This window comes from Fodinibius sp. SL11 (assembly GCF_052060035.1).
GTDB lineage: Bacteria > Bacteroidota > Rhodothermia > Balneolales > Balneolaceae > Fodinibius.
In genome coordinates, this window is the sequence record NZ_JBPOEA010000003.1 from 184,376 (window position 1) to 210,591 (window position 26,216).

General features: G+C 40.3%; 24 protein-coding genes. 14 read left to right on the forward strand and 10 right to left on the reverse strand.

The annotated features are described in order from the left end of the window. The 4 genes from ACQ76V_RS06295 to rsmA form a co-directional block, all read right to left on the reverse strand. Positions 1-1,869 (reverse strand): outer membrane protein assembly factor BamB family protein, encoded by a 1,869-nt coding sequence (locus ACQ76V_RS06295; RefSeq protein WP_440999637.1) that lies wholly within the window; start codon positions 1,867-1,869, stop codon positions 1-3. A gap of 146 nt (positions 1,870-2,015) precedes the next feature. Next, a complete protein-coding gene (gene groL, locus ACQ76V_RS06300) occupies positions 2,016-3,704 on the reverse strand; it encodes a chaperonin GroEL (protein ID WP_440999638.1) in 1,689 nt (562 codons plus the stop codon). A 56-nt stretch (positions 3,705-3,760) separates the two neighbouring features. After that, the gene (gene groES, locus ACQ76V_RS06305; RefSeq protein ID WP_440999639.1) at positions 3,761-4,054 is read right to left on the reverse strand and encodes a co-chaperone GroES; all 294 of its coding nucleotides are present in this window, start codon (positions 4,052-4,054) and stop codon (positions 3,761-3,763) included. A 257-nt stretch (positions 4,055-4,311) separates the two neighbouring features. After that, positions 4,312-5,088, reverse strand: coding sequence for a 16S rRNA (adenine(1518)-N(6)/adenine(1519)-N(6))-dimethyltransferase RsmA (rsmA, locus tag ACQ76V_RS06310; protein WP_440999640.1), 777 nt, complete (start codon positions 5,086-5,088; stop codon positions 4,312-4,314). A gap of 185 nt (positions 5,089-5,273) precedes the next feature. On the opposite strand from rsmA, the gene ACQ76V_RS06315 reads away from it, so the two are divergent. Beyond that, the gene (locus ACQ76V_RS06315; protein WP_440999641.1) at positions 5,274-6,488 is read left to right on the forward strand and encodes an alanine dehydrogenase; all 1,215 of its coding nucleotides are present in this window, start codon (positions 5,274-5,276) and stop codon (positions 6,486-6,488) included. Between the two features lie 311 nt (positions 6,489-6,799). Next, positions 6,800-7,261: a hypothetical protein gene (locus ACQ76V_RS06320; protein WP_440999642.1), complete on the forward strand. Its 462-nt coding sequence runs from the start codon at positions 6,800-6,802 to the stop codon at positions 7,259-7,261. Between the two features lie 54 nt (positions 7,262-7,315). On the opposite strand, the gene acs is transcribed toward ACQ76V_RS06320, so the two are convergent. Then, positions 7,316-9,214, reverse strand: coding sequence for an acetate--CoA ligase (gene acs / locus ACQ76V_RS06325; protein WP_440999643.1), 1,899 nt, complete (start codon positions 9,212-9,214; stop codon positions 7,316-7,318). Positions 9,215-9,371: 157 nt separating this feature from the next. On the opposite strand from acs, the gene ACQ76V_RS06330 reads away from it, so the two are divergent. From ACQ76V_RS06330 to ACQ76V_RS06340, 3 genes are all read left to right on the forward strand, one after another. Beyond that, complete coding sequence (locus ACQ76V_RS06330; protein ID WP_440999644.1) at positions 9,372-11,834, forward strand: ligase-associated DNA damage response DEXH box helicase; 2,463 nt, start codon at positions 9,372-9,374, stop codon at positions 11,832-11,834. A 112-nt stretch (positions 11,835-11,946) separates the two neighbouring features. Then, positions 11,947-12,621, forward strand: a complete 675-nt coding sequence (pdeM, locus tag ACQ76V_RS06335) for a ligase-associated DNA damage response endonuclease PdeM (protein WP_440999645.1) — start codon at positions 11,947-11,949, stop codon at positions 12,619-12,621. Positions 12,622-12,625: 4 nt separating this feature from the next. After that, positions 12,626-13,243, forward strand: a complete 618-nt coding sequence (locus tag ACQ76V_RS06340) for a DUF6992 family protein (RefSeq protein WP_440999646.1) — start codon at positions 12,626-12,628, stop codon at positions 13,241-13,243. Between the two features lie 4 nt (positions 13,244-13,247). Here the strand turns inward: ACQ76V_RS06340 and ACQ76V_RS06345 are convergent, their stop codons facing one another. Continuing rightward, complete coding sequence (locus tag ACQ76V_RS06345; protein ID WP_440999647.1) at positions 13,248-13,814, reverse strand: RNA polymerase sigma factor; 567 nt, start codon at positions 13,812-13,814, stop codon at positions 13,248-13,250. A 455-nt stretch (positions 13,815-14,269) separates the two neighbouring features. On the opposite strand from ACQ76V_RS06345, the gene ACQ76V_RS06350 reads away from it, so the two are divergent. The 4 genes from ACQ76V_RS06350 (at position 14,270) to ACQ76V_RS06365 (ending at position 18,257) form a co-directional block, all read left to right on the forward strand. After that, positions 14,270-14,461, forward strand: a complete 192-nt coding sequence (locus ACQ76V_RS06350) for a hypothetical protein (RefSeq protein WP_440999648.1) — start codon at positions 14,270-14,272, stop codon at positions 14,459-14,461. Positions 14,462-14,508: 47 nt separating this feature from the next. Further along, positions 14,509-14,700, forward strand: a complete 192-nt coding sequence (locus ACQ76V_RS06355) for a hypothetical protein (RefSeq protein WP_440999649.1) — start codon at positions 14,509-14,511, stop codon at positions 14,698-14,700. Positions 14,701-14,750: 50 nt separating this feature from the next. Continuing rightward, positions 14,751-14,942 carry a hypothetical protein gene (locus tag ACQ76V_RS06360; RefSeq protein WP_440999650.1) on the forward strand — a complete coding sequence of 64 codons (192 nt, stop codon included), beginning with the start codon at positions 14,751-14,753 and terminating at the stop codon, positions 14,940-14,942. Between the two features lie 96 nt (positions 14,943-15,038). Further along, on the forward strand, positions 15,039-18,257 hold the full coding sequence (locus ACQ76V_RS06365) for a CHAT domain-containing protein (protein WP_440999651.1): 3,219 nt from the start codon (positions 15,039-15,041) through the stop codon (positions 18,255-18,257). Between the two features lie 102 nt (positions 18,258-18,359). Here ACQ76V_RS06365 and ACQ76V_RS06370 read toward each other — a convergent pair whose 3' ends face one another. Further along, positions 18,360-19,097: a tetratricopeptide repeat protein gene (locus ACQ76V_RS06370; protein ID WP_440999652.1), complete on the reverse strand. Its 738-nt coding sequence runs from the start codon at positions 19,095-19,097 to the stop codon at positions 18,360-18,362. A 362-nt stretch (positions 19,098-19,459) separates the two neighbouring features. Between ACQ76V_RS06370 and ACQ76V_RS06375 the strand changes: the two genes are divergently transcribed. Further along, entirely contained in the window at positions 19,460-20,584 is a 1,125-nt protein-coding gene (locus ACQ76V_RS06375; RefSeq protein WP_440999653.1) for a glycoside hydrolase family 3 protein, read from the forward strand. Positions 20,585-20,594: 10 nt separating this feature from the next. On the opposite strand, the gene ACQ76V_RS06380 is transcribed toward ACQ76V_RS06375, so the two are convergent. After that, entirely contained in the window at positions 20,595-21,488 is an 894-nt protein-coding gene (locus ACQ76V_RS06380; RefSeq protein WP_440999654.1) for a YihY/virulence factor BrkB family protein, read from the reverse strand. 91 nt (positions 21,489-21,579) lie between these two features. Between ACQ76V_RS06380 and ACQ76V_RS06385 the strand changes: the two genes are divergently transcribed. Next, positions 21,580-22,158 carry a DinB family protein gene (locus tag ACQ76V_RS06385; protein ID WP_440999655.1) on the forward strand — a complete coding sequence of 193 codons (579 nt, stop codon included), beginning with the start codon at positions 21,580-21,582 and terminating at the stop codon, positions 22,156-22,158. Positions 22,159-22,163: 5 nt separating this feature from the next. Here the strand turns inward: ACQ76V_RS06385 and ACQ76V_RS06390 are convergent, their stop codons facing one another. Further along, positions 22,164-22,610: a sterol desaturase family protein gene (locus ACQ76V_RS06390; RefSeq protein WP_440999656.1), complete on the reverse strand. Its 447-nt coding sequence runs from the start codon at positions 22,608-22,610 to the stop codon at positions 22,164-22,166. 107 nt (positions 22,611-22,717) lie between these two features. Here ACQ76V_RS06390 and ACQ76V_RS06395 point away from each other — a divergent pair, with 107 nt between their 5' ends. From ACQ76V_RS06395 to ACQ76V_RS06405, 3 genes are read left to right on the forward strand one after another with little or no spacing between them, the layout of a single operon-like run. Continuing rightward, positions 22,718-23,155 (forward strand): LexA family protein, encoded by a 438-nt coding sequence (locus tag ACQ76V_RS06395; protein WP_440999657.1) that lies wholly within the window; start codon positions 22,718-22,720, stop codon positions 23,153-23,155. Between the two features lie 2 nt (positions 23,156-23,157). Next, the gene (locus ACQ76V_RS06400) at positions 23,158-23,856 is read left to right on the forward strand and encodes a hypothetical protein (protein ID WP_440999658.1); all 699 of its coding nucleotides are present in this window, start codon (positions 23,158-23,160) and stop codon (positions 23,854-23,856) included. 3 nt (positions 23,857-23,859) lie between these two features. Continuing rightward, positions 23,860-25,191, forward strand: a complete 1,332-nt coding sequence (locus ACQ76V_RS06405) for an ABC1 kinase family protein (RefSeq protein ID WP_440999659.1) — start codon at positions 23,860-23,862, stop codon at positions 25,189-25,191. Positions 25,192-25,266: 75 nt separating this feature from the next. Here the strand turns inward: ACQ76V_RS06405 and hflC are convergent, their stop codons facing one another. Then, positions 25,267-26,214, reverse strand: a complete 948-nt coding sequence (gene hflC / locus ACQ76V_RS06410; RefSeq protein WP_440999660.1) for a protease modulator HflC — start codon at positions 26,212-26,214, stop codon at positions 25,267-25,269. Positions 26,215-26,216 lie beyond the last annotated feature (2 nt).

Consider the following 26,216-nt stretch of genomic DNA (forward strand, 5'->3'; position numbering starts at 1 on the left):
TTACAACTGATAAGCTCTAATTCCACCTTCATCAATGATTAATACCTTTCTAAAATCATCGACGGGTATAAACCCACGAGCATACAAGTCTCCGTAAATATTTTTATCGAGTTCTTTTAAGGTGAAATCTGTAATAAGTTTAGTACTATCTAAATCGAAAACATACAACTTTTCACGACTTGAAAGAACTTTCTCACTTTTAACAAATATTCTTTCTTCATTACCGGTCCAGCTTCTTACGCGCCCATCAATATCACCCTGAAAGAGCGAGTCAGGTACTGCACTGTTTACCACAGCCAAATTCTTTGCTCCGATGAGGGCAAATTCGTTGCCGGACGTTTTATAAATTTCATTGATATTGCCAATATCATAATCATCAAACTTATGATTCCATATCAATTCTCCATTTTCCATACTCACCTTGTATAGAGCATTATCGGCTCCTGTCCAGATATTATTTCCATCCAGGAGTATGTTTGGAGTATAATTCTTGTCCAGCTGCTTGCCGAAATGCCAAGCATGCTTGCCTGTTTCCTTCTCGAAAGCATAAAAACCGGGTTGTTTTGATCCACCTACAACGTTACCTCCACCTGGAATCGTTATAATGACCGACTTATCAGTTAGATGGATATCATGAACATCAGGCGCCTTTTCGAGAACCGGTGACGTCCACAGGAGCTCTCCGGTTGTAACATTAAACTTGGAAACCACTTTATCATCCAGGGCAAAGGAATTAACCTCACCCGTTGGGTTAACCGCATATACCTTATTCCCATCAACAAGTGGCATAGCCGTTTCGGCTGTTTCCAGGGTGTTGGTAGATGATACCGCACTGGCCACCTTGGTATCCCCCATTCCAAATTCATCACGGGTTCCAAACAGACGGTTTCCATTTTCCAGATCAAAAAATTCCAGTGATCCACCACTAAAATAGAGTAACGCCAATTGGTCGTGTAGCTCCAAACTTTCTATTTGATCTTCACGTCCTTTATATTTTGAGGACCATTTCAGCTCTCCGCTCCCGGCATCAATCCGATATAACTGCTTTACAGTTTCATCCGAATCTACCGTCTTGAGTACATCTTTCAGGTTTCCCATATCTCCAGCCATTAACAAATCATCACTTTCCTTCAAGTATTGAACAGCAGCTATTCCAGTACTGCTAAACTGATCAGTTTGCCAGAGCAAATGCCCGCTTTTGGAATCAAGTAAATGCAAAGTACCATCGGCTGTTCTAAACAAAAAGGCATCCTTTTCAGGCACTTCTGTAATCATACTTTGAATGGCCCTTGTCTGCAGTAGCACTTCAGAAGCTATCCCCGCCGTAGCGCCACTTCCCACTGATAACTTGACGGCTAAACTCGTAATACCTTCCGCAAGATTATGATATTCTTCAAGATTCCATTTCAAATGGTGATTAACCCAAAGCTCCCTTCCTGAATCCAAGTCAATACTTCTCATGCCCCCCTCATCATCAGAACGATCGAACAGCAACAACACTTTTGAATCAGGAAGCGTATAATGCCAGTACTTAATTTCCACATCATTTTTTGTAGAAAAGCCTCCCATAGCTTGTTCTTTTATTTGATCACCAAACTGCCCAAATAACCCTTTTTTCTCTTTGACATCTCTGAAAACTTCCTTCCCCGTTGTACCATCATAAATAATAATATCCGTATCGTTCTGTATAATGACGTGTTCGGTAGAAGTAACTTCTGCACTTTTATAATTTTCCCAATCAATATTCTTACTCCACGAAGTTGGAACAGTTGCCTTTTGTGAAGAGGCACAACTACCAACAAAAAATCCCAGTATACATATAAGTACTATAATTCCTCTGCTACCCGTTCTCTGAATCAAATATTCCATTATCCTATTCGTATTTTTTGATATTATTTTCCACTAAGTAATACGAAAGGGTTGTCAAAAACAGCTCAAATAAAAAAGCCCCGTCCCGGAACAGGGACGAGGCTTTAAATCGTCTTATGAAAGACGGTTAATCAAGAACGGCTGGCTTACATCATGCCACCCATTCCGCCCATTCCGCCGGGCATTCCGCCTCCCATACCGCCGCCGGGCATTCCACCGCCGCCAGCAGGTCCGTCATCATCATCGTCGCCTTCAGAAGGCTTATCAGAGATGAGTGCTTCCGTTGTCAACATCAATCCAGCAACAGAAGCTGCGTTTTCAAGCGCAGTGCGTGTTACTTTGGTAGGATCAATTACGCCGGCTTCAATAAGGTCTTCGTACTTTTCGGTACGAGCGTTGTAGCCAAAGCCACCCTCACCTTCGAGGACTTTCTGTACAACGATTGAACCTTCGGCACCGGCATTATTGGCAATAATTCGAAGCGGCTCTTCAAGCGCACGACGAACTATATTAAAGCCAACTTTCTGATCCGGTACTTCAGCTTCTAACTCATCCAGTGCCTTTCGAGCACGAAGCAGCGCAACGCCACCACCAGCTACGATACCTTCTTCAACAGCGGCACGAGTAGCGTGAAGCGCATCTTCAACACGAGCTTTCTTCTCTTTCATTTCAACTTCAGAAGCAGCCCCAATGTTGAGTACTGCAACACCGCCGCTTAACTTAGCGAGACGCTCTTGCAGTTTTTCGCGATCATAATCAGATGTGCTGGACTCAATTTGTCCTTTAATCTGATTTACACGCGCTTTGATATCATCATCTTTTCCTTGACCGCCAACAATTGTCGTATCGTCTTTGGTGATGTTTACGCGATCGGCAGTACCCAAGAAGTCGAGCGTAGCATTTTCGAGCTTGTATCCACGCTCTTCAGAGATCACGGTACCGTCCGTCAAGATCGCGATGTCTTCCAACATCTGCTTACGACGATCGCCAAATCCGGGCGCCTTAACAGCTGCAATCTTGAGCGATCCACGCAACTTGTTAACAACCAATGTCGCCAGAGCTTCGCCTTCAATATCTTCGGCGATAATAAGCAGCGGCTTACCAGTTTGTATAACTTTTTCAAGGATAGGTAGAAGATCCTTCATGTTGCTAATCTTCTTATCGAAGATCAGGATATACGGTTCTTCCATCTCAGCGACCATATTTTCGGAATCAGTCACAAAATAAGGTGACAGATATCCGCGGTCGAACTGCATACCTTCTACCGTTTCAAGATAGGTTTCGGTACCTTTGGCTTCTTCAACAGTGATAACACCATCTTGCCCAACCTTTTCCATTGCATCCGCAATGTTCTGGCCAATTTCTTCATCACCGTTGGCCGAAATAGTACCAATTTGCTTAATACTTTCAAGGCTGTCACCAACAGGTTGACTGTTTTTGCGAAGCTCCTCGACAATAGCTTTAACTGCTATGTCAATGCCGCGCTTTAATTCCATCGGGTTAGCACCGGCTGTAACATTCTTCAAACCGGTTTGAATGATGGATTGTGCAAGAACAGTAGCAGTCGTTGTACCGTCACCGGCATTATCACTGGTTTTGGAAGCAACTTCCTTAACCATTTGAGCGCCCATATTTTGTCGTTTGTTGGACAGCTCAATTTCCTTGGCTACTGTAACACCATCTTTTGTAACCGTTGGTGCGCCAAATGATTTTTCGATTACTACGTTTCGACCGCGCGGCCCAAGCGTAACCTTGACAGCATTCGCAAGCTTGTCAACGCCCTGCTTGAGAGCATCGCGCGCTTCCATATCGTAATGAACTAATTTTGCAGACATAATTGCCTATTTAATTTTTTTGAGTTTTTGTTTGAAAAAATGTAGAAAGAATTACGTTAGTCAACGATTCCAAGAATGTCGGATTCTCTCATGATCAGATACTCTTCACCATCCAGCGTTACTTCAGTGCCAGAATACTTTCCATAAAGCACCTTGTCGCCTTCTGCAACCGACATATCAATCTTGTTTCCGTTTTCTACTTTGCCGGGACCTGCAGCAACAACAGTTCCTTCCTGTGGTTTTTCTTTAGCAGAATCAGGAATAATAATTCCAGATTCAGTCTTCTCTTCCGCAGGTTTCGGCTGAACCAAAACACGATCGCTTAACGGTTTAATTTTAGATTTAGCCATAAGTATGACTCCTAATTTTAAGTTATTAGTTGAAATTTGAAATTCTTGAATGCAGCAAGATTGCTGTAAATACTTTTGAAAATCTTCTGTTTGAAATCACGTCAATTTCAACAGGGTTATAGATGAGCAAGTACCATACCAAACTCTAAGAGAAATGACTTTTTATCTTGCGATCCCTATCAGAAGCCTTAAAATCGCAAAATACCAACATTTTTATTATTCGAGATATGAGAACCAAGAAAAGGGTGGTCGAAATTTCAGGTCAAAATGCCATCTTCCACAAGTCGTGCTGTCAACTTTTCATATTCGGATGGCATCCAAGCCTCAGCGCGTTTGTCAAAGTCGAACCCTTTGGGCTGCTTATCTTTACTAACGACTGGCTTGAGAGCATTACTTAACTTTTTTCGGCGCTGATTAAAGGCGGTCCGAACAACTGTCTTCAAGTTCTCATCCGAGCAATTAAGCACTCCTTTGTCAAAAGTTAATTTTACGATGGCACTTTCTACATTTGGCTGTGGACTAAAACAGTGGCGCGAAACAGGGAACAAAATTTCGGGCGTACACATCAGCTGTGTCTGTACACTCAAAATTCCATAATCTTTCGTTCTGATCTCAGCCACCAATCGCTCGGCCACTTCTTTTTGCATCATCAGCATAGCATCAGCCAGCAAGTGCCGATTTTCAAGGAGCGAAAACAAAATCTGGCTGGTAATATAATAAGGTAGATTCCCTACGGCATGGGTTTTTTCTTTACCGATTGATAGCTCTTCCCAATTGACCTCCAACACATTTTCGTGATGAATTTCCAATCCATCAAACTTTTGCTCAAGCACTTCTATCGCCCGCTGATCTAATTCCACGGCCACTACATCTTCAAAACGATCGAGCAATGCTCCCGTCAATGCACCAGTACCAGGACCAATCTCGATAACTCGGTCCCCCTTTTTTGCAGGAATAGCATCTGCTATTTTTTCAATAATATTTTCGTCGGTCAAAAAATGCTGTCCTAAACTTTTCTTTGGTCTAATACTCATTAATAAAAAATATTTAATACGTTCAGCCCCATAGGATTTCTCACAGAATTACTGTTTCAATACATTTGGAAACCTTTGTCAAACCCTGTGGGTCTAAATAGAAGATGTAGGCTTAAATTGTCTTTTTGCTTAGCGTCAACAGGTAGATTAAATTAACCGTTAATACTTATACCAAACAGTCTAATATGGATATTAATCCCCTGGAAACAGAACAAATTGGAATACAGACGCTGGAAAAGCGCCTGATGAAATCAGAATCCAATATCTCTTTAAAGATAGGGTTACCAAAGGAGGTCTCCAACGACGAACGACGAATTTGTTTGACCCCGGGCGGTGTTTCTGTACTCAGAGCCAATGGGCACGAAGTTTTTATCGAACAAGATGCCGGAGCAGAAGCCAATTTTACCGATCAGGAATTTGCTGATGCCGGGGCTGAAATTGCCTTTAGTATCGATGAAGTGTACAAAAAATCTGACATGATTGTAAAGGTTGCCCCACCCTCCGACTCTGAATTTGAACTTCTTCAACAGGATCAGACTTTACTTTCAGCTTTACATCTTGGTAACACCACCGAAGAGTTTATTGATCTTTTAATCAAAAAGAATATAACGGCGATTGGCTTTGAGTTCATAAAAGGGGATGATAAAGAGTTTCCGATTGTTCGTATGATGCACGAAATCACTGGGTCTATGTCTGTACAAATTGGAGCACATTATCTTGAGAAAACCGACGGGGGACAGGGTATTATGCTGGGCGGAATATCGGGGATCCCCCCTGCTACGGTTGTTATTCTGGGAGGCGGCATCACGGCAGAATATGCCGCACGAACGGCCTTGGGATACGGGGCCCAGGTATTTGTGATGGATAATGATTTGGCGCTGCTCCGCCACCTCGAAAATGCACTTGACCGTCGTATTATTACTGCTACCGCAAATTACCAATATTTATCCTCAGCACTGCAATATGCTGATGTCGTCATTGGTGCAGCCATGTTTGAAGGGGAACGCGCTCCCGTACTCGTCACCGAACCAATGGTCGCTTCTATGAAGCCGGGTGGCGTTATTGTTGATACTGTAATCGATCAGGGCGGTTGTATAGCAACAAGTCGGGCTACTACGCATTCTAATCCCACATATGTCGACCACGATATTATTCACTACTGCGTTCCCAATATTCCCTCTAATGTTGCACGTACTGCCACCTATGCTCTGAATAACGTAATTGTTCCCTATCTGCTGGCTATCGGTGATGCAGGTGGAATTCGTGAATGTTTATGGACAAATACAGCACTCCGTAATGGTACCTATGTTTATAAAAAACATCTCACCAAAAAATCGCTTTCTAAGATTTTTGATATGCCCTACCGCGAAATTGAAATGCTGATTGCCAGTCAAATTTGACATTTTAAATTACCCTATGAATTTAAATAAACCTGCAAAAATCATTCTGGGGATTTTGACATTTCTTCCCCTACTATTTGCAATCAGTATTTTGGGACTTTTGGTTTTCAATATTTTCTCCATGTTCTATTCCCAGGGGCCGGCAATGCCAATGATGTTGTTCTCCTATCTCAGCTACCTCCTTCCCTATGTATTTTTCATTATACTCCTTGCGCTCGGATTATTCGTTTTTTACATCGTCCATATTATTCAAAATTCTATGTTAGACAATGAAAAGCGAATCCTTTGGATTGCTATTGTGTTAACCGGATATGGAATTGCATTACCTGTTTATTGGTATATTCATATTTGGAAAAATTGCTCTCCTGAAAAACCAGAGACAAACAATCGGACAGAAGATTATTATGGACCGGGAACTCAGCCCTAAAAATTTTAAACGTATTAGTATTATCAATTGGCTGCTGAGCGTTCCCTTTTTTGTACTCTTTGCCTGGCCCTACTGGTATTTAGCAAATTTGTCAGGTATTGAACAGTTTATCATTTATGCAGGATGTTGCCTTTTCTCTATCCCATTTATGATTACCATTCTTCACGGACACGTAACAATGGCGCTCGGTGAAGCACATCGTCATCACTATTATGATTGGCTTGTTGATCAACCCTTAACCTATGGGTTGTTTTTTCATCCCATGATGATGCGCACCCGGTTTCGGTTGATTCTACTGGTCACAAGTATCTTACTTTTTGTTGTTGGCTTTTTACTATCAATATAAAAAGGACACACCAACTTAATGATGTGTCCTTTACAAATTAGGATTCATCAATAATCAATAGGCCGTTCCCCCTATAATTTCTTCTACCACGCTGGGGTCAAGCAACGTAGATGTATCTCCCATATCGTCGGTTTCACCGGATGCCACTTTTCGTAGAATTCTACGCATAATTTTCCCGGATCTTGTTTTAGGCAATCCTTCAACAATCTGAATTTTATCTGGTTTGGCAATCGGACTAATAATTTTGGAGACCAAGTCATTGATTTCCTTTTTAAATGTTTCCGGTTCAGAAACACCATCATCGCACGTCATAAAGGCATAAATACCTTCTCCTTTTACATCATGCGGATATCCAACAATAGCAGCCTCTACTACTTTGGGATGCTCATCAATGGCATTCTCAATCTCGGCCGTACCCAATCGATGACCAGAAACATTCAGTACATCATCAACACGTCCAGTTATCCGATAGTACCCCTCCTCATCGCGGCGACAACCATCACCCGTAAAATAGAAACCGGGATAATCCTTGAAATAGGTTTCCATATAGCGTTCCTGATTACCCCATATTCCTCGCGTCATACCCGGCCATGGCTGTTTGATCACTAAATTACCTTGCACGCCATTTCCTTCAATTTCCTGTCCATTATCATCCATTAAAGCAGGTTCTACTCCCGGCAGTGGCAGTGTCGCAAATCCGGGCTTCGTCGGTGTTACCCCGGCAAGCGGTGAAATCATGATACCGCCCGTTTCAGTCTGCCACCAGGTATCTACAATCGGACATTTTCCATTTCCGATCTTGTCGTGATACCAGTGCCAAGCCTCCTCGTTAATCGGCTCACCCACAGTACCAAGCACTTCCAAAGAGCTTAGGTCATACTTGTTAACGTATTCAATATCCTCCTTCATCAACGCGCGGATAGCCGTAGGTGATGTATAGAAATGGGTGACATTATACTTTTCACACACCTCCCACAAACGACCGGGATCGGGATAAGTTGGCGTACCCTCGAAAATGATACCGGTTGCAGCGTTCAGCAAAGGACCATATAAAATGTAAGAGTGACCCGTAATCCAGCCGGCATCAGCCGTACACCAGTAGACGGAATCTTCTTCAACCTGAAACACATTACGGAAAGTATAGCTGGTATAAACCATATATCCGCCACAGGTATGCACTTGCCCCTTGGGCTTACCCGTTGATCCTGACGTATAGAGAATAAAGAGCGGATCTTCAGCATCCATCTCTACGGCTTCATGTTCTTTGGATGCATTTCGAATTAACAAATGCCACCATTCATCGCGTCCTTCCACCCAGTTGATCTCACGATTAGTACGTTGACAAACGATTACCTTTTCAACTGTTGGACATTCTTCAAGTGCTTCGTCCGAAATATCTTTTAAAGGAACATGCTTCTCCCCTCGACGCAGTCCGTCATTGGTAATCAACATTTTAGCATCACAATCCTGGATGCGCTCGGCCAACGACTGTGCAGAAAATCCCGCAAAAACGATTGAGTGCACTGCTCCAATGCGCGCACAGGCCAGCGCTGCAATCATCAGTTCCGGCGTCATCGCCATATAAATAGCTACCCGATCGCCTTTTTCTATGCCTTTAGATTCGAGCACATTCGCAAAACGACAGACATCCTCATGCAACTGACGATAAGTAATTGTGCGCCGAAAAGAATCAGGATGATTGGGCTCAAAAATAAATGCCGTTTTATGACCGATGGTATTTAAATGACGATCAAGACAATTCTCCGTAATATTTAATTTGCCGCCCTCAAACCATTTTACATTTCCCTCCTCAAAGCTTCCGCTATGCGTTTCATCCCATCGCTTACGCCAATAAAAGGTCCCCGCTTCGTGCTCCCAAAACTTCTCGGGATCGTTAATACTTTCGTTATACACTTCCTTATATTCCTCGAATGATTCAATATTTAGCCACATAGCAGTAAGACTTTAGTTATAAGTATTTCGTCCCAAAAAAAGACTCATATTAAATAAATTAATCAGATCATAAACTTATCGTAAGAAGTAAATTATTCTCCGATCAATTCCGTTAATACTTTTTGCTTGAATAGCAATAAACAAGATTTCGACCTTAATGAAAAGTAAAGGCTACCGCAAAATTGTAAAATGGTTTAACCATCGCGGCTGGCAACCATTCGATTATCAAAAAGAAGTTTGGGAAGCTTTTTTGTCTGGTCAAAACGGGTTGTTAAATGCTCCCACTGGCAGTGGCAAAACATACGCCCTTTATATGCCGCTACTCATCAACTGGATTGACGAACATCCCGAGACATATAATGAGCTCGCTGATAACGGCTTACAACTCGTGTGGATTACTCCCCTTCGGGCATTAGCTCGAGATATTGAACAAGCACTTCAAACAGTAGTTGACGATCTTGATATACCCTGGCAAATAGACCGACGTACCGGCGATGTTTCATCCTATAAAAAACAGCAGTTGAAGGAGCAGATGCCCGAGGTGCTTATCACCACGCCTGAAAGCCTGCATATCCTAATGGCCCAAAAGGGATACTATAACTACTTTTCTGATTTGGATGCGGTCGTCGTTGACGAATGGCACGAACTGTTGGGATCAAAACGGGGAACACAGACGGAACTTGGGCTATCACGGCTAAAACATCTGCGCCCGGAATTAAATATTTGGGGTATTTCGGCTACTATTGGCAACCTCAAAGAAGCTCATAATGTATTGGTGGGTACTCATGACAGCAAAAAGGATTCTGCGATCATTAAAGCTGATGTTAAAAAAAAGTTAGCGGTGCAATCGGTGCTACCTGATGATGTAGAAAAATTTCCATGGTCGGGTCATCTTGGTACGAAATTACTGCCAAAGGTATTGCCAATCATTGAGGAAAGCCGATCCACACTTATCTTTACTAACACTCGTTCCCAATCCGAAATTTGGTTCCAGCAGCTATTAGAAGCTAAACCCGAACTGGCCGGTACTATCGCCCTGCATCACGGATCGCTGAGCAAAAGAATTCGGCGATGGGTGGAAAATTCACTGCATGAAGGAAAACTCAAAGCTGTAGTTTGCACCTCCAGTTTAGATCTGGGCGTAGACTTTGCGCCCGTTGAAACAGTAATACAAGTGGGTAGTCCCAAAGGCGTTGCGCGATTTTTACAACGTGCCGGGCGCAGTGGACATCAACCAGGATCTACCAGTCGTATCTACTTTGTGCCAACCAATGCACTCGAACTCATTGAAGCGGCAGCCCTCAAGACTGCAGCCACCCAAAAAGTCGCACTTGAAAGCCGCGATCCCATCCTAAAGCCACACGATGTGCTTATTCAATATTTGAATACCCTTGCGGTTTCGGATGGATTTACGCCTGATCAAATCTATGAAGAAGTTAAAACCACCTTTGCCTATCAAACGCTTACCCAAAAAGAGTGGAACTGGATTTTGAATTTTATTACCACCGGAGGACAATCACTGACGGCTTATGATGAGTACTCAAAAGTGATTGAAGAGGATGGGTTATACAAAGTTCTTGATAAGAAAATCAAGCGCCGCCATCGTATGTCAATCGGCACCATTGCCAGTGACACCATGATGAGTGTAAAGTATTTAAAAGGAGCACATTTAGGCAGTATCGAGGAGTGGTTTATTGCATCCCTAAATCCCGGTGATAAATTCTGGTTTGCCGGACGAAGTTTGGAGCTGGTACGCACGAAGCAGATGACAGCCTACGTCCGCCGAGCCAACACATCCAAAGCGAAAGTCCCCAGCTGGATGAGCGGGCGCATGTCGCTGTCCTCGAATATGAGCAACTTATTGCGCCATAAAATGCATCAAGCGATCAATGGAACTGCCAATGATATCGAACTGGAGACCATCCAACCCATTCTGGTTGTCCAAAACGACTGGTCTACCCTGCCTGATGAAAACGAACTATTGATTGAAGAAACAACATCCCGCGAAGGACATCACCTTTTTTTCTATCCGTTTGAGGGTCGCTATGTTCACGAGGGGATGTCAGCCTTAATCGCCTATCGCATTTCACAACTTACGCCAATCACTTTTTCCATTGCTATGAATGATTATGGTTTTGAGCTTTTATCTGACAAGGAAATTCCCATACAGGAAGCACTGGACCGAGATCTATTTTCGGATAAAAATCTCGTTGAGGATATCTTTTCGAGCCTTAATGACACGGAACTTGCCAAGCGTCGCTTTCGAGGCATTTGTCACATTGCCGGACTCATTTTTAAGGGATTCCCCGGCCAGCAAAAAGCCGGGCGTCATTTGCAATCGTCAGCCGGACTCTTTTTTGATGTATTCGATCAGTATGAACCGGATAACCTCTTGCTGCAACAAGCTTACGATGAAGTGCTTTCGTACCAGCTGGACGAAGTACGGTTGAGGAAAGCCTTAAAGCGAATTCAGTCTCAAAAAATTACCTTAAAAGAAACAGACCGTTTTACTCCGTTGGCCTTCCCCATTATGGTTGATCGACTTAGAGAGCGATTAAGTTCTGAGAACCTTATGGATCGGATCCAAAAAATGCAACTTCAGCTCGAAGGACATACTTAAACTTTTAACTGTAGAGTTGCACAGAAAAATTCAAACAGGATGTTTCCTTTGTAACTTTTCTGAATATTCAATGTATCTATGCATACAACAAAATTATTAGCATTATACACCTATGATCAACAATGCTCGTGCTTTTAACTTAAAACATCAGCGTCTTTGGCTGTTACCTCAAAAGGCCCTCTATTGGCAAAAAAAGAAAACGCTTTTTGTAGCAGACCTTCACATTGGAAAAACAGGCCATTTTCGAAAGAACGGCATCCCAGTACCCAACCAGGTCGCCCAATCCAACCTCCAGCAGCTCGATTCAATTTTGGATAAAATCTCTCCCGAGCATCTAATTATTTTAGGTGATCTATTTCACAGTGATCTGAATAAAGAATGGGACCAATTTGTTAGGTGGCGGAAAAGATATCGACAACTTGAAGTTAGCTTGGTTGTTGGGAATCATGATATTTTGAGCTCCGAAAAATACCATTCTGGAATAATCAATGTTTTTAAAAAATTATCTTATGATCCGTTCACCATAATCCATGATATTTCAGAATATCCCGATTTAAAAAAAAGTAACAATTATGTTTTAAGTGGTCATATCCATCCGGCTGTACAACTAAAAGGTCAGGGACGTCAATCTATGAAATTACCCTGCTTTAATTTTGCTAAAGAATATGGAATTCTACCAGCTTTCGGAGAATTTACGGGTACACATGTTATTGAACCAACAGAAAGCGATGATATTTTTATAATAGCAGATTCCAAGATCATATCACACAACGATTTAAAATCCTGATGCAATGAATAAATTAGCCGAAAAGCTTTTTTATCTTCTGATATTCTTCGCTTCATTCTTTTTTCTTTTCTCTGATAACAGTACTGCCCAGCATCTGACGGATTCCCTCACTACCTTCAACCAGCAACGCATAAATCTAAATACAAAAGGAATGTATGTGCTATCAGGATGGGCTTTATCCAATATTGCGGTAAGTTCTATGGGATACTTCAAGAGCAGTGGAAGCACGAAATATTTGCATCAAATGAATGTAGGCTGGAATCTGGTAAACCTTGCTATCGCGGGTGGTGCTCTTTATCAATACGGGCAGGCTGATCCAACCTCATTTTCATTGGCCCAAAGTCTCAACGAAGCACACTCCATTGAGCGTATTCTATTTTTGAATATGGGATTAAATGTTGCCTACATAGCTACCGGTGGATTTTTGTGGGAACGAGGGCTTCGTAAATCAAATGATCGTTTTGTTGGGTACGGACAATCTCTAATTATTCAGGGAGGCTTTCTGCTATTATTTGATTCTACCCTCTATTTCCTAAATCGAGCTAATAACGAAAAGCTAAATACGATTATGGAAACTGTATCTATTCAGGGTACCCAATTATCGGTAACCGTTCCGTTCTAAACATCTACTGACGCCATTTGCGTTTAAAACAGTGATGTAAACGACTTAAAATCCGAGATTTTTTGGTACGAACATTGGCACCACTTATGTCAAAATGAGCCGCTGCTTCTTTGGTGGTCGCATCCGGTTTATCAATAAAATATTCAATAAACGTTCGAGACTTCTCTCGCAGTTCATTAAGGCAAGCCTCCAAAATAGCCTGACGATCCTTGTCCATTAGATTTTGAAACTGCTCGGCGGGATCAACCAAATGATCCTGATGATCCTCAACCGGATTATTAAATCGGTGCTGTTCTTTTGACAGACGGAAATACTCATGTCGGCATGCCCGAATCATATAACTGAATATATATTTCTCTTCCCGGATATTATCTTTCTTTATTTGCTCGTAGACATTTAGGAAAGCTTGCTGGGTACACTCTTCGGCATCTTTTTCATCGGCATTCAGTACCACCTGCAAGTAATCTTTAAGCCTGTGCATTAACTCCTCCAACAGCTCATTAGCCTTACCTTCCCTATTCTGCTGAAGAGCATATACTAATTCCGAATAATCAACTCTGGAGTTACTCAAGGTAGTCTATAAACCTAAATTAGCTGACCCATTTATCCCCGACGAACAAATGGAGCCTTCCGTAGTAATTTGTGCTTTCTAATATATAACTATTGAATTGGCAAACAAATGTTAGAATATAATCTTAAAATAAAAATTGAAGTGATTTTATATTATTTAAAATATTATTTATCTAAAAATTGATATTTCTTGTAACATATAATTATTAAATAACTCTTATAATCTGGGCTTAAATTTAATTAGAAATAAAAATTTAAATTATAATATGTTTTTGTTACAAAATAATATTGTACGACATATCCTTAAAACGGATCTTTTTTTGTAACAAATCGAACTTTGACTACTCTTGTATTCAACTACCAGAATATCTAACAAGTGCCACTTTGGCTTTTCTGGGATACACCTAAATCAAAGCGTTACAAATTTAATTTAAACACAAAATACAGGTATCAATTATGAAATCTCTCTCTCATAAACTTCTCGCTATCATCTTCTCTGTTGCATTGTTCACCGGTTGTGCTTCGGTTACCGACCCCGGCCTGGACCAACAGCCCGAACCCGAAATCGAGCAACCTACTACTACGGTCGATAATCCCGACTTTGGCACAGACCAATCCATGGATCCTATCTATGATCGTCCCGAGTAACTCTTAACCTTCTTCAAAAAACTCTCTCAATTTAAACTTTCTTTATTATGAAATCTCTCTCTCATAAACTTCTCGCTATCATCTTCTCTGTTGCATTGTTCACCAGTTGTGCTTCGATTACCGATCCCGGCCTGGACCAACAACCCGAATCCGAAATCGAGCAACCCACTTCTACAGTCGATAATCCCGACTTTGGCACGGACCAATCCATGGATCCTATCTATGATCGTCCCGAGTAACTCTTAACCTTTTTTTTAAAAAAACTCTCTCAATTTAAACTCTCTTTATTATGAAATCTCTCTCATATAAACTTCTCGCTATCATCTTTTCTGTTGCATTATTCACCGGCTGTGCTTCAGTTACCGACCCCGGCCTGAACCAACAACCTGAATCCGAAATCGAGCAACCTACTACTACGGTCGATAATCCCGACTTTGGCACAGACCAATCCATGGATCCTATCTATGATCGTCCCGAGTAATAAAAACAACAACTATTTACTTTGTCATGGATCTTAGATTTAAATATAATAGTTTTGATGAACCATAGCTTTTAACCCGAGTCCAAATTTAATGGGATGTCTCTACTTTTACTATTAGGCTTTTTACAACTCGTTGCACCGGCCGATAGTAATTTAGTGCAACAATCAGAGGATCAGGCCAAGTACTATATTCAGAATATTGATCAGAGAAAAAATGTCGAAGAAAATCTTTGGGCGTTAACGATTTTGGTTTCTGAACATCCCAAAATCAAAAAATATATTGAACAGTTGATTCAAAAAAGAGGTAAGAGTAATGAAGTTCTAAAACTTTTTGAAAGTATTGAACCAACTTACCGCCAGCAGCTGGAAAAAATTGTCTTCGAAACGGGTTCTAAGAAACTCTTTATTGATCTACTCTTAGTCACAAAGAAGGATAAAACAACCTTATACCAAAAATTTTTATCCTCTTTTGACTTGAAGAGTGATCAAGAAAGCATCAATTATGAGTTACTTGCTAAACTCATAATTGAAAATCAAATGATCGGCGATGATATAATTCAAAATAAATCATTTAGTTTACCTCACCTCTTCCTTCTTTACCGAACGCACAAAAAACTAACTGATTCATATAAGAATTTACTTATAGAAAACTGGTCAAATCGAAGAAAATCATCAGAATCACTTTATTCATCTCTCTATAATGCCTCATATTTTAGGGCTTTATATCTGAAATATGAGTATAGCAAAACGGCTGACATATTTAATCCCCTTTTAAATGATACTTTATTTCCAAACTCTAATCTAAAACTCAAGCTCTATCAGTACCTTGACTATTCTATGTACCGCTTAGGATATTATGATCGTAGTCTAAAAATTGTTCGTCAGCATACCTTACCTCTTACGTCATACCTGGCTAAGGAAAAGGAACAAATTCAAACAAAACAATTACAAGGTCTACATTTATATAATGTAGGAAAAATAAAAGCCGCTGAAAATATTTTTGAAGAATTATTAGACACTATAAACCAATCTAATATACAAATATCAAAGTCCTCTCTTTTAAATAATCTTGCTTTAACCTATCACAAATTAGGAAAGTACAACCAATATGTAGAGCTACAATACCAAGCATTAAATATTGCAGAAACCAAAGATAATTATTCTCACCAATTAAAGATTTTAAATAATCTATTTATCTACTATCGTAAATCAAATGATCCAGAGAATGCGATAGAGTTTTTGGAAAAAGCCAAAAAAATAGCCCTACAAAAAGGGAACGCTGATGATTTAGGTACAATTTATACTTCAATTGGTTCCTTTTATCGGGAGTTTAAAAATAAACCAACATTGGCCAATGATTTTTTTATTAAAGCACAAAATGTCTTAGATCCAAAAAATAATAGGCGTTATTATATCAAGGTTCTAAATGAACAAGCACAAAATTTTGAATCCCATCATCAATATGAATTAGCAATAAAAAAACATGATGAAATATTAAACCTATCAAGCAAAGAAAAAGGGAGAAACTATATTGATGCCCTAATTAACAAAGCACAAATTTATTTAAAAAGAGAAAATATAATTCAAGCCAAAAAACAAATTGAAGAGTTTAAATCCTTCGATCTAAACCAACTCGATTTTAATCAAATTGTTAAAGCCAAAAAGGTTGAGGCTGATTATCTCTTTCAAACTGAAAATATAACAAAGGCTCTAAATATTCTTGAGCCCACATTGAATCAAGTTGTTGTTCGGGCACAAAACAGTACTGATCTTAAATCCGGCTTTTGGCATGTTGAGGATGAATACCTCGATGCTTTTGAGCTGGCGGCTTCTATATATATGGAAACAGGGCGACCCGGAAAAGCCGTTGAAAAACTTGATCAGCTCAAAACCATCAATGATGCCTCGCTTTATCAAAACCCGTTGGTTAAATCGAGCCTCTTAAATGAGTCGGAACTCACTGAATACAAGCAGATAACCAACCAGCTCGATGTGGTCCGTAAAAAGCTTTTAACAGCACCCGAAGATCAGCAATTTAAGATTCGCCAACAGATTAATCAGTTAAACACAAAAAAGCGAAAGTATGATCGCCGGCTGAGTGAAAACATTGACCAGGATCCCATTTCTATTCGTCAAGTCCAGAATAAAATGTCGGGACGGGAGCTTTTATTACATATTACAGAACTTAACGACCAATACTATATTGCTAAAATATCTCGTACTGATATAAATCTTAAAACGATCGGTCTCAATAAAAGAACAAGAAATTTATTCAGCAGTACTGCTCAACAGATTGCAACCCATAAAACAAATCTTGACTCTCTTTATGAAATCACCCAAATCCTGGATCTAAAAGAGATTCCCGATTATGTCGATACAATCACCCTCATCCCCGACAGTTACTTCTATCAGCTTCCATTAGATATTCTCCCCTTGGAAAAGCCTTCTGAAAGCTACAGTTATGGCGAAACAACCTATGCCATTGAAAAATTTAACACCCAATACCTTACCACGTTGGAGGATTTTAAAACACCAACTCAGCCTGCAACAAATTCCAAAGCTCAAATAAATTATGCGGGTTATGGCGTCTCAAACTTCAACAATTACACCGACCAAGCATTAGTACCGCTGCCTTATGCTCAATCTGAGGTAACCCAAATTGCAAAAGGCCTTACGAACCTTTCACAGGTTCAAACTTACGTAAATGAGCAATCAACAAAATCAAACTTCAAGCAAACCGCACCAAACTCTCGTATTATCCATTTAGCAACCCATAGTGAAGTTTCTGAACGTGATCCGATGTTTTCTACGATTTACTTTAATAAATCTACCGCCGGCAGCGACAGTACTTTTGACGATCGCTTTTTTGCCTATGAACTATTTGAGATGGATCTCAGTAACGAAATGGTAATGCTTAACTCATGTGAGTCGGGGTCTGGATCTTATATCCAGGGTACAGGCGTCATGGGTATTAGCCGGGCCCTGCAATATGCCGGCGCAAAATCATTGATACTCAATTTATGGTCGGTCAATGATATGCTTGCCTCAGATTTTGCCATCCAATTTTATAGACACTTAAATGAGGGAAAATCAAAGGCTGAAGCATTAAGAGCTGCAAAGCAGTATTTTCTAAACAACAAGAATGCAGATCCACACTATTGGGGTCCATATATGTTGATAGGAAATACTAACCCAGTCGTTAAGCCCCAGCAGAATAAAAATCTGGCTGTGGCTGGTGCCTTTATTTTCTATTTCATACTCATGGTTGCGCTGTCTTATCTTACCCAGCAAGGTTTTATCTTCTCAAAACGCTGATACACAATCAATTGATAGGAAAGAAAACCTCTCAGCAAGCGAGATCGATAGAGCAAATAGCTTGCTAATTACTCTATCGATTTGTGTAAAAATGATGCTGGATTACTCAGATAAAGCATTGAGATAACTTTGAGCTACACGGCGATAAGCTCCGTTTAACTCATAAGCCTTTTCAATATTCGTTTTGGCGTCTACCAACTGATCTAAGTGAAAATAAGCATTCCCGATGTACCAATATGCTTTTTCTAACATCAGTACATCAACATTCTCGTTATCCTGATAGCTCACCACTCTTTCGTAATGCTTGATGGCTATACTATAATTACCATTATTATAGTGCAGTGAACCTAAATTCAGACTCAGCTCAGCAATCCATGCAGGTTCTGTAGCATTTTCCAGTTCTGACTGCAACAATGATATTGCTTCGTTTTCGCGACCGGTATTTGCAAGTTTTATCGCATCTTGTATCACCTTCATATCCGGATCAGCAGAAACAGTGCCATCACCGGAACGATAATAATCCAGTTCTATACTCGATATAGGTTCTACCGACGTTTGCTGCTGGGTAGAAATATTCATAACGCCAACAACGGCAATAAGTAACGCAATAACCGCAGCTGCCGCATAGTACCAATATCGCTTTTTGTTTGCACTTTTTTGCTCTTCTCTCTTCTGTTCAATTACAGCTTTGAGATTAGCTACACTTTTGAGATAATCTAGGTGATAGCCATCCTGAATTAGCTCAGCCCATAATTCATCGACTTCCTGAGCGGAAAGCTGACCATTAATATACTGATCAATTTTTTCTTCCAGCTCCTTTTTATTAAAACTCTCGATCATGACTTTTTTCCTAAAAAATTAACACGCAAACTCAATGAATTTACGCATGCATATATGTTAAAGAACCTCATTTATTATTTTTTGTTCATATAACAAGAGTAAACCGTTACCTAATTGTTACAAAAGATTTCCCTCAACCTCTGCTAAATAAGTTATCTATTTGCCCGTATGTGTCTTTAAACATAATATTAGTGGTTTTGCTCCATAAAGATTAAGAAAAACTAACAATCTTGAACGGTAACAACCTGCTACAATGACCAACAGTTCAGTAATCCTTTTTTCATTATCTTTCCCGATAGCAATCATGTGTTATTAACATCCGATTTTTCTCATTGCTAACATTAACATCTATTATCTGATAAATGATTCGCTCAGTACTAATCATCCTTTTTACGTTATCGATTTCCATCCCTTCTTTTAGTCAGCAAACTTCAGTCTCCCAACAAAAAGTATCCTTCGATCAAAAGATAGGGCAAATGCTTTTAGTGGGATTTAGGGGGACAGCACTTACGGATACCAATCACATTAGCCGCGATATAAAAAAGTACCACCTGGGCGGAGTTATTCTTTTTGATTACGACGTCCCTTCAAAATCTTCGGAGCGGAATATTCAATCTCCGGACCAGCTAACAACCCTTATCAATGATTTGAATAAATTATCGAATATCCCACTTATTATTTCTATTGACCAAGAAGGAGGACAGGTTGCTAGGCTAAAGCCATCAATGGGCTTTCCAAAAATAAAATCAGCTGAATATCTTGGTACATTGGATAATGTTGACAGCACCAGATTTTATGCTCAGAAGATGGCTCAAATATTAGATAATCTGGGCATCAACCTAAATTTTGCACCAGTCGTTGATCTCAATACCAATCCTGATAATCCTGTTATTGGCGGTTTGGAGCGCAGCTTTTCTGACGATCCTCAAAAGGTGGTAAAGCATGCTTCTATTTATATACAAACATTAAACAATTATGGAATACAGTCCGTACTGAAGCATTTTCCAGGCCATGGGAGTTCAAAAAATGACTCTCATTTGGGGGTTGTGGATGTAACAGAAAGTTGGTCAAACAGTGAGCTTATTCCCTACCGCGAACTTATCAATAGAGGATTGGCTGATGCCATCATGACTGCTCATATTTTTAATCAAAATTTTGATCCCAATAACCCAGCAACCCTCTCCAAACCTACTATTACCGGAATACTTCGGAACAAGTTAAACTATGATGGGGTTATCATCTCTGACGATCTTATGATGGGAGCCATTCGCAATGAGTACGGCCTCAAAAAAACCATCAACAAATCTATAAATGCCGGAGTTGATATTCTGGTATTTGCAAACAACTCCATTTACGACGCTGACATTGTACCTAAAGCTCACCGCCTCATTAAGGAACTTATTAACGAAGGGAAAATTAGCCGAAAACAAATTGAGTACTCCTACAATCGAATAATGAAATTAAAAAATGGGATGGATAATAAGTAACCGTAATGTTTTATAGCCACAGATCTTCATCAAGTGTGGCTTCCCAATAGGGTTTCACCTTTTTACCGTATCGGCTGGTATATACCCGGGTAAATACAGCACCAATAAGCACCACCTGCACATTGTAGTAAATCCAGATAAGAAATATCACAAATGATCCGGCTGCCTTGTACATGGGTTGCAGAGCTGCAGCACTCAAATACCAATCAACGAGTGATTTTCCGGCCATCACCAACATCATTGTTACTATTGCTCCAACAGCCACATCTCTCCATCTGACATCCAGATCCGGAAGAATTCTAAACATTGCCGCAAAAAATGTAATAGCAAGCACTACATTCGTCAGCGAGGTCCCAATCTGAATCAAATATACGTTTGTACTACCCAAAAGGGGCGTTAAAAGGTCACCTAATCCATAAATAATACTTTCAGAAACCAGTCCGGTTAAGAAAAGCAGGCTTAGCGCACCGATAAAAAGTAATCCTGATAACCGATCCCACAAAAATTGCCAGACAGAGTTCAGTTTGGGATTTTTGACACCCCAAATCATATTTAAGGTCTGTTTAATTTGAGAGAGCAGGGTTGTTGCTCCAAAAAGCAAGGTAATTATTGCAATTACTGATGACCACAGTCCTGATGACCCTGTATTGGCTGATGCTACAATCTGTTCAATGGTTTTAGTTAATTCAGCCCCAACCACCGATTCGATTGTTTGCTCCATTTCCGCTTCCCCCAATTGACTCCCAAGCACCAGATTTAAAATCCATAAAGTGATAATAATTAACGGGGCCGTCGAAAATATGGCATAAAAAGCAATGGCGGCACCATGTAACCCGATATTTATTTGCCCTATTTGGTCATAGGTTTCCTTTAGCAGATCCCAAATATTCTTAATTAGCTTCACAAATATTTTTAAATGAAATTTTATTTATTCCATAATTTTGTAAATCCTACAAAACAACGGTGTTTAGTAATTATAATAGTAAAAATCTTTTATGACCCAACACCACTCCTATAGCTGGTTTATTCAACGGTTTCAACGTACAAAGAATACTGCCGAAGAATTCATTTTATCTGTTGATGATGATCTATTTCTAAAAGCCCCCGCAAAAAATCGGTGGAGCATCGCCGAATGCTATAGTCACCTCATCAATTACGGTGATCTTTATTTTGATAACATTGCTTCAGCTATATCAGAAAATGCAGGAACGGTCGATTTCGTCAACCGCCCCTTCCCTCCCCGATGGCTCGCCCAAAAAATCATTTCGTTTTTTGAGCCTCCGTACAAAATAAAATTAAAAACGTTACAATCGATGAAGCCTGTTGATGTTTCAGAATATAACCGCATGCAATTACTTCACGAATATCTAAATTTGCAAGATCGCCTCATTGTACAACTTGAAACCGCTCACCAGAAACACGTCCATATTGGTCGTTCAAAGATTACGCATCCCATCTTTTTTGTAATAAAAATGACCCTCTCGGAATGTTTTCTTTTGCTTGAAGCCCATCAACGTCGGCACCAGTGGCAAGCCGAACAGACATTACAGGCACTTCAAAATCACGCCATATAACATGTTTACTTTTTGTATTTGTCATACGGAAATAAAAATAATCCATACGGCTCTTGCCCTTCTTTCTCTATTGATTGATGGTGTCGCTGATGCGCATATCTGATGAGCCGCATCACCTTGCTATCACTTTTAAAGGGCATAAAACGCTTATGGGCAAACAGATCATGAATAATAAAATACAAAATTCCGTAGACAGCTATTCCTGTACCTATTGCAAAGCTTGTTGATTCAATAGGACCTGCACTCCCGCGATACATTAGGTATACCGACAGTCCCGCAAAAAAAAGAGAAAACAGATCATTGAGTTCAAATAATTCATGTGTCGGCTCGTGATGTGATCGGTGAACCTCCCATAATAAGCCGTGAAATATAAACCGATGAACCAAGTAAGAGATTATTTCCATCCCGGCAAACCCTAACAGCAGCCAACCAATAAATACCAAAATATGCATGACAGTATGTGTTCAGTTTTAGCCCTAATTTTTGATATAGATATCAAAATCGGGACTTAATCCCAAGCAGTCTTTGTTATTGATAATAGAATTTATACAGATAGGATATGGAAGATTTTAGAATTACAGACGTTTATTCGGGTAATATTGATCGAGAACCCAAACAAGATAAGAATCGGTTTCGGAAAGAAACAGGATTTCCATCTCCGGCACGCGATCATTTTGAAAAACCATTATCGCTCGATGACTATATCATAAAACGTCCGGCCGCTACGTTCTTTATGCGCGTAAAAGGTGACGGACTTAATGACATTGGAATTTTTTCAGATGATATTCTCGTTATAGACCGTTCAATTAACCCCGTTTCCAATCATGTTATCGTAGCAATACTTGAAGGCGGAATGACCGTCCGTAAACTAATTAAGAAGGGCAACACCATTTACGTGGTAAAAGGAGATGATTTAACTGGGAAACAGAAAATTACGAACGAGACTGATTTTGAAATCTGGGGTGTGGTAACACATGCCATCCATAAATACATTTAACTATGAGTACCTTTGACCCTGGAACATTTGAACTGAAATTTTTGATTTCTGACATCGCCACTGACTTATATATGCAGGGTGACGGCCAGTTCTATATCAAGGATATTGCCAAACAAATTGATATTACCCCGGCCGAAGTCTTCAACTATTTTCCCAATAAAAAAACTATTCTTGAGTTTTATTACGCTTCCCTGATCATCCGTTACGAGATGATGATTGACGAGATTGATGATTTTGCATCGTATACGCTGAGCGAAAAACTTTCTAACTTTGCCTTTACTAATTTTGATATGCTTCGAGAAAAAGAAGCATTTGTAGAAGCAACACTCTCTGATTATATCCTCAACAGCTTTACCAAAACGAATTTCGAAAAAGAACTGGAACGAATTATCAAACAATTTCTCAAAAATGATGACCACATATCGGTCTCTTCTACCTTGGTGCTAAACTCCTATTCGTACACTTTTTTGCGACGGCAATACCTCGAATTGCTTCGATTCTGGATTAATGATTCCAGCGAAAACAAGGAGCTTACGATGGAACTTACCGATAAAGCTACCGCTGTACTTCAAGAGCTAATGTATAATCCCGTACTCGATAAAAGCTTTGATTTATTCAAATTTATAAATGCTAATAGAAAGGCTTTTATCACCAACATCCCCATTGTAAAACAACTCTGTTCTAAAATAGAAATACGATAAATTATGAGTAACGATTTTCCATCCTCCAAGCTTGAGCGCGGTAAAATATTTGCAAAAACCGGGCTCAAAGTTGGCACAAACTACGCAAAGCGCTACCTCAAAAAATCGGTCGGCAAAAAAGAATCTAAAGAAGAAGGGAAGCAATTTCACACGCAAAATGCTCGACAGGTTTTTAACGAATTTACAAAGCTCCGCGGCACAGCACTGAAGATTGCACAATCCCTCAGCATGGACGAAGGAATGCTGCCCGAAGAGTTTGCCGAGGTGATGAGCGAATCGCAATACAGCGTACCCCCCATTAATAAGGCTTTGGCGCGCTCGATCATCAAAAAGGAGCTCGGGGATTATCCTGAAAACCTATTTGATCATTTTGAAACTGAGGCTATCGCTGCTGCATCTATTGGACAAGTGCACGAAGCACGCCTTAAAAACGGACAAAAAGTGGCGGTAAAGATACAATATCCCAATGTGAAGAATACCATCCATTCGGATATGTCGATGGCCAAAACGTTGATGAAGAGAATTGTCAGCGGGGGCGGTAATTTTGATGAGTATTTTGAGGAAATCGAAGAAACACTGATGGAAGAAACGGATTACCATCAGGAGGCCGAGTATCTCAAATATTTTAACAAGCGATTTTCTGAGGGAGAAATTATCACACCGGAATATGTCGAAGAGCTATCTACCGACAAAGTGCTGACGATGACCTTTATTGAGGGGCGTCACCTTAAAGAGTTTTTGGCTTCAAACCCCTCTCAGGAAGAACGTAATCACTTTGGTCAACTGTTATGGGATTTCTTTCATGATCAGGTTGAGCAACGCAACTTTATCCATGCTGATACGCATCCGGGCAACTTTTTCTTTCGCGATGATGGGAAGCTGGGCGTTATCGATTTTGGCTGTGTGAAAAAATTCTCTGAGGAATTCACGCATAACTACATGCAACTGTTGCCCAAACATTTAAAGCAAAGCGAAAAAGAAATCCGTAAACTCTATTTAAAGCTGGATATCATTAAAGAAAATCCTAAAGATCCAGCGGCCGAAGAAGAGTTTTTCCAATTTTGTAAAGCCTATGGTGATACTTTTGCGAAGCCATATATGGGCAACGAATTTGATTTTGGAGATCCCGATTTTAGGAAAAAACTTACCCGTTTTGCTCGCGAACTACCTATTCAAAACGAACCACGCGGTGACAAAAACTTCATTTACAGTACCAAGGTTCACTTGGGCCTCTACAGCATGTTGATGAAGCTAAAAGCAAATATTGATACCGAACGTAGTAAAAAGCTCACGCACAATATGATTGACACAATGAGCCAAGAAAAGGTGGCTTAGACCACTTTCTGATGAACAATAAAAAAGCCTGCGGCCTAAACCGCAGGCTAAACTTTTAGCAGATATTTCGTTTTTCTATTCCTGAATATCATTCAAGAATTTAAAGAAATCGCTGTTTGTTGAAAGAATTAACGATGTTTGTTCATCCAGTGCTTTATTATACGACTCCATTGTTCTTGTGAAATTATAAAGCTCGCGCGCCGCATTATTTTGATTATATGCTTCCGCATAAATAGCGGTTGCACGGGCATCTGCTTCACCGCGAATCTCTTCGGCCTGTCGGAACGCTTCTGATTCAATTGTCTGCAATTCACGCTCTTTTTCACCATTGATTCGAGCTGCTTCTCCCTCGCCTTCTGATCGAAATTTATCGGCGATACGATTCCGTTCACTAATCATGCGATCGTAAACTGTTTGTCGCACATCTTCAACATAGTTAATGCGTTTGAAACGGAAGTCGAGAACTTTGAGTCCCAAGTCCGTAGCACGCTCGTTGGCTAACTGTTGGATCATTGTTTGGATCGAATCGCGACCGACCGAAATATCAGCCAGAGTATCTTCCACAATTTCGGTGATAGTAGCATCCGACTTTGGATCACGATTGGATGTCCGTACCACTTCTACAAGATCATGAGAAGCTATCGCATTCCGGGTTTCCCCATCCAAGATATCATCAAGACGGGTTTGTGCTCCCCGCTCATCACGCAGCCGCTTAAAAAATTGGAGTGGATCAGTAATCTGCCAGCGAGCATAGGTATCCACAAAAATGAATTTTTTATCTTTTGTTGGAACCTGATTTCGATCGCCATCCCACTCAAGATACCGCTCATCAAAATAATGGGCTCTCTGTATAAACGGGATTTTGAATTTCATGCCCGGCTCCGTAACTGCATCTCCCACCGGATCACCAAACTGGGTAATAATAACCTGCTCGGTTTCATCAACAATATAAAATCCGTCAAACGCTACCAGCAGTAACGCTCCTAAAACAATAAGTAACGAAATACTTTTCCAGTTCTTCATAT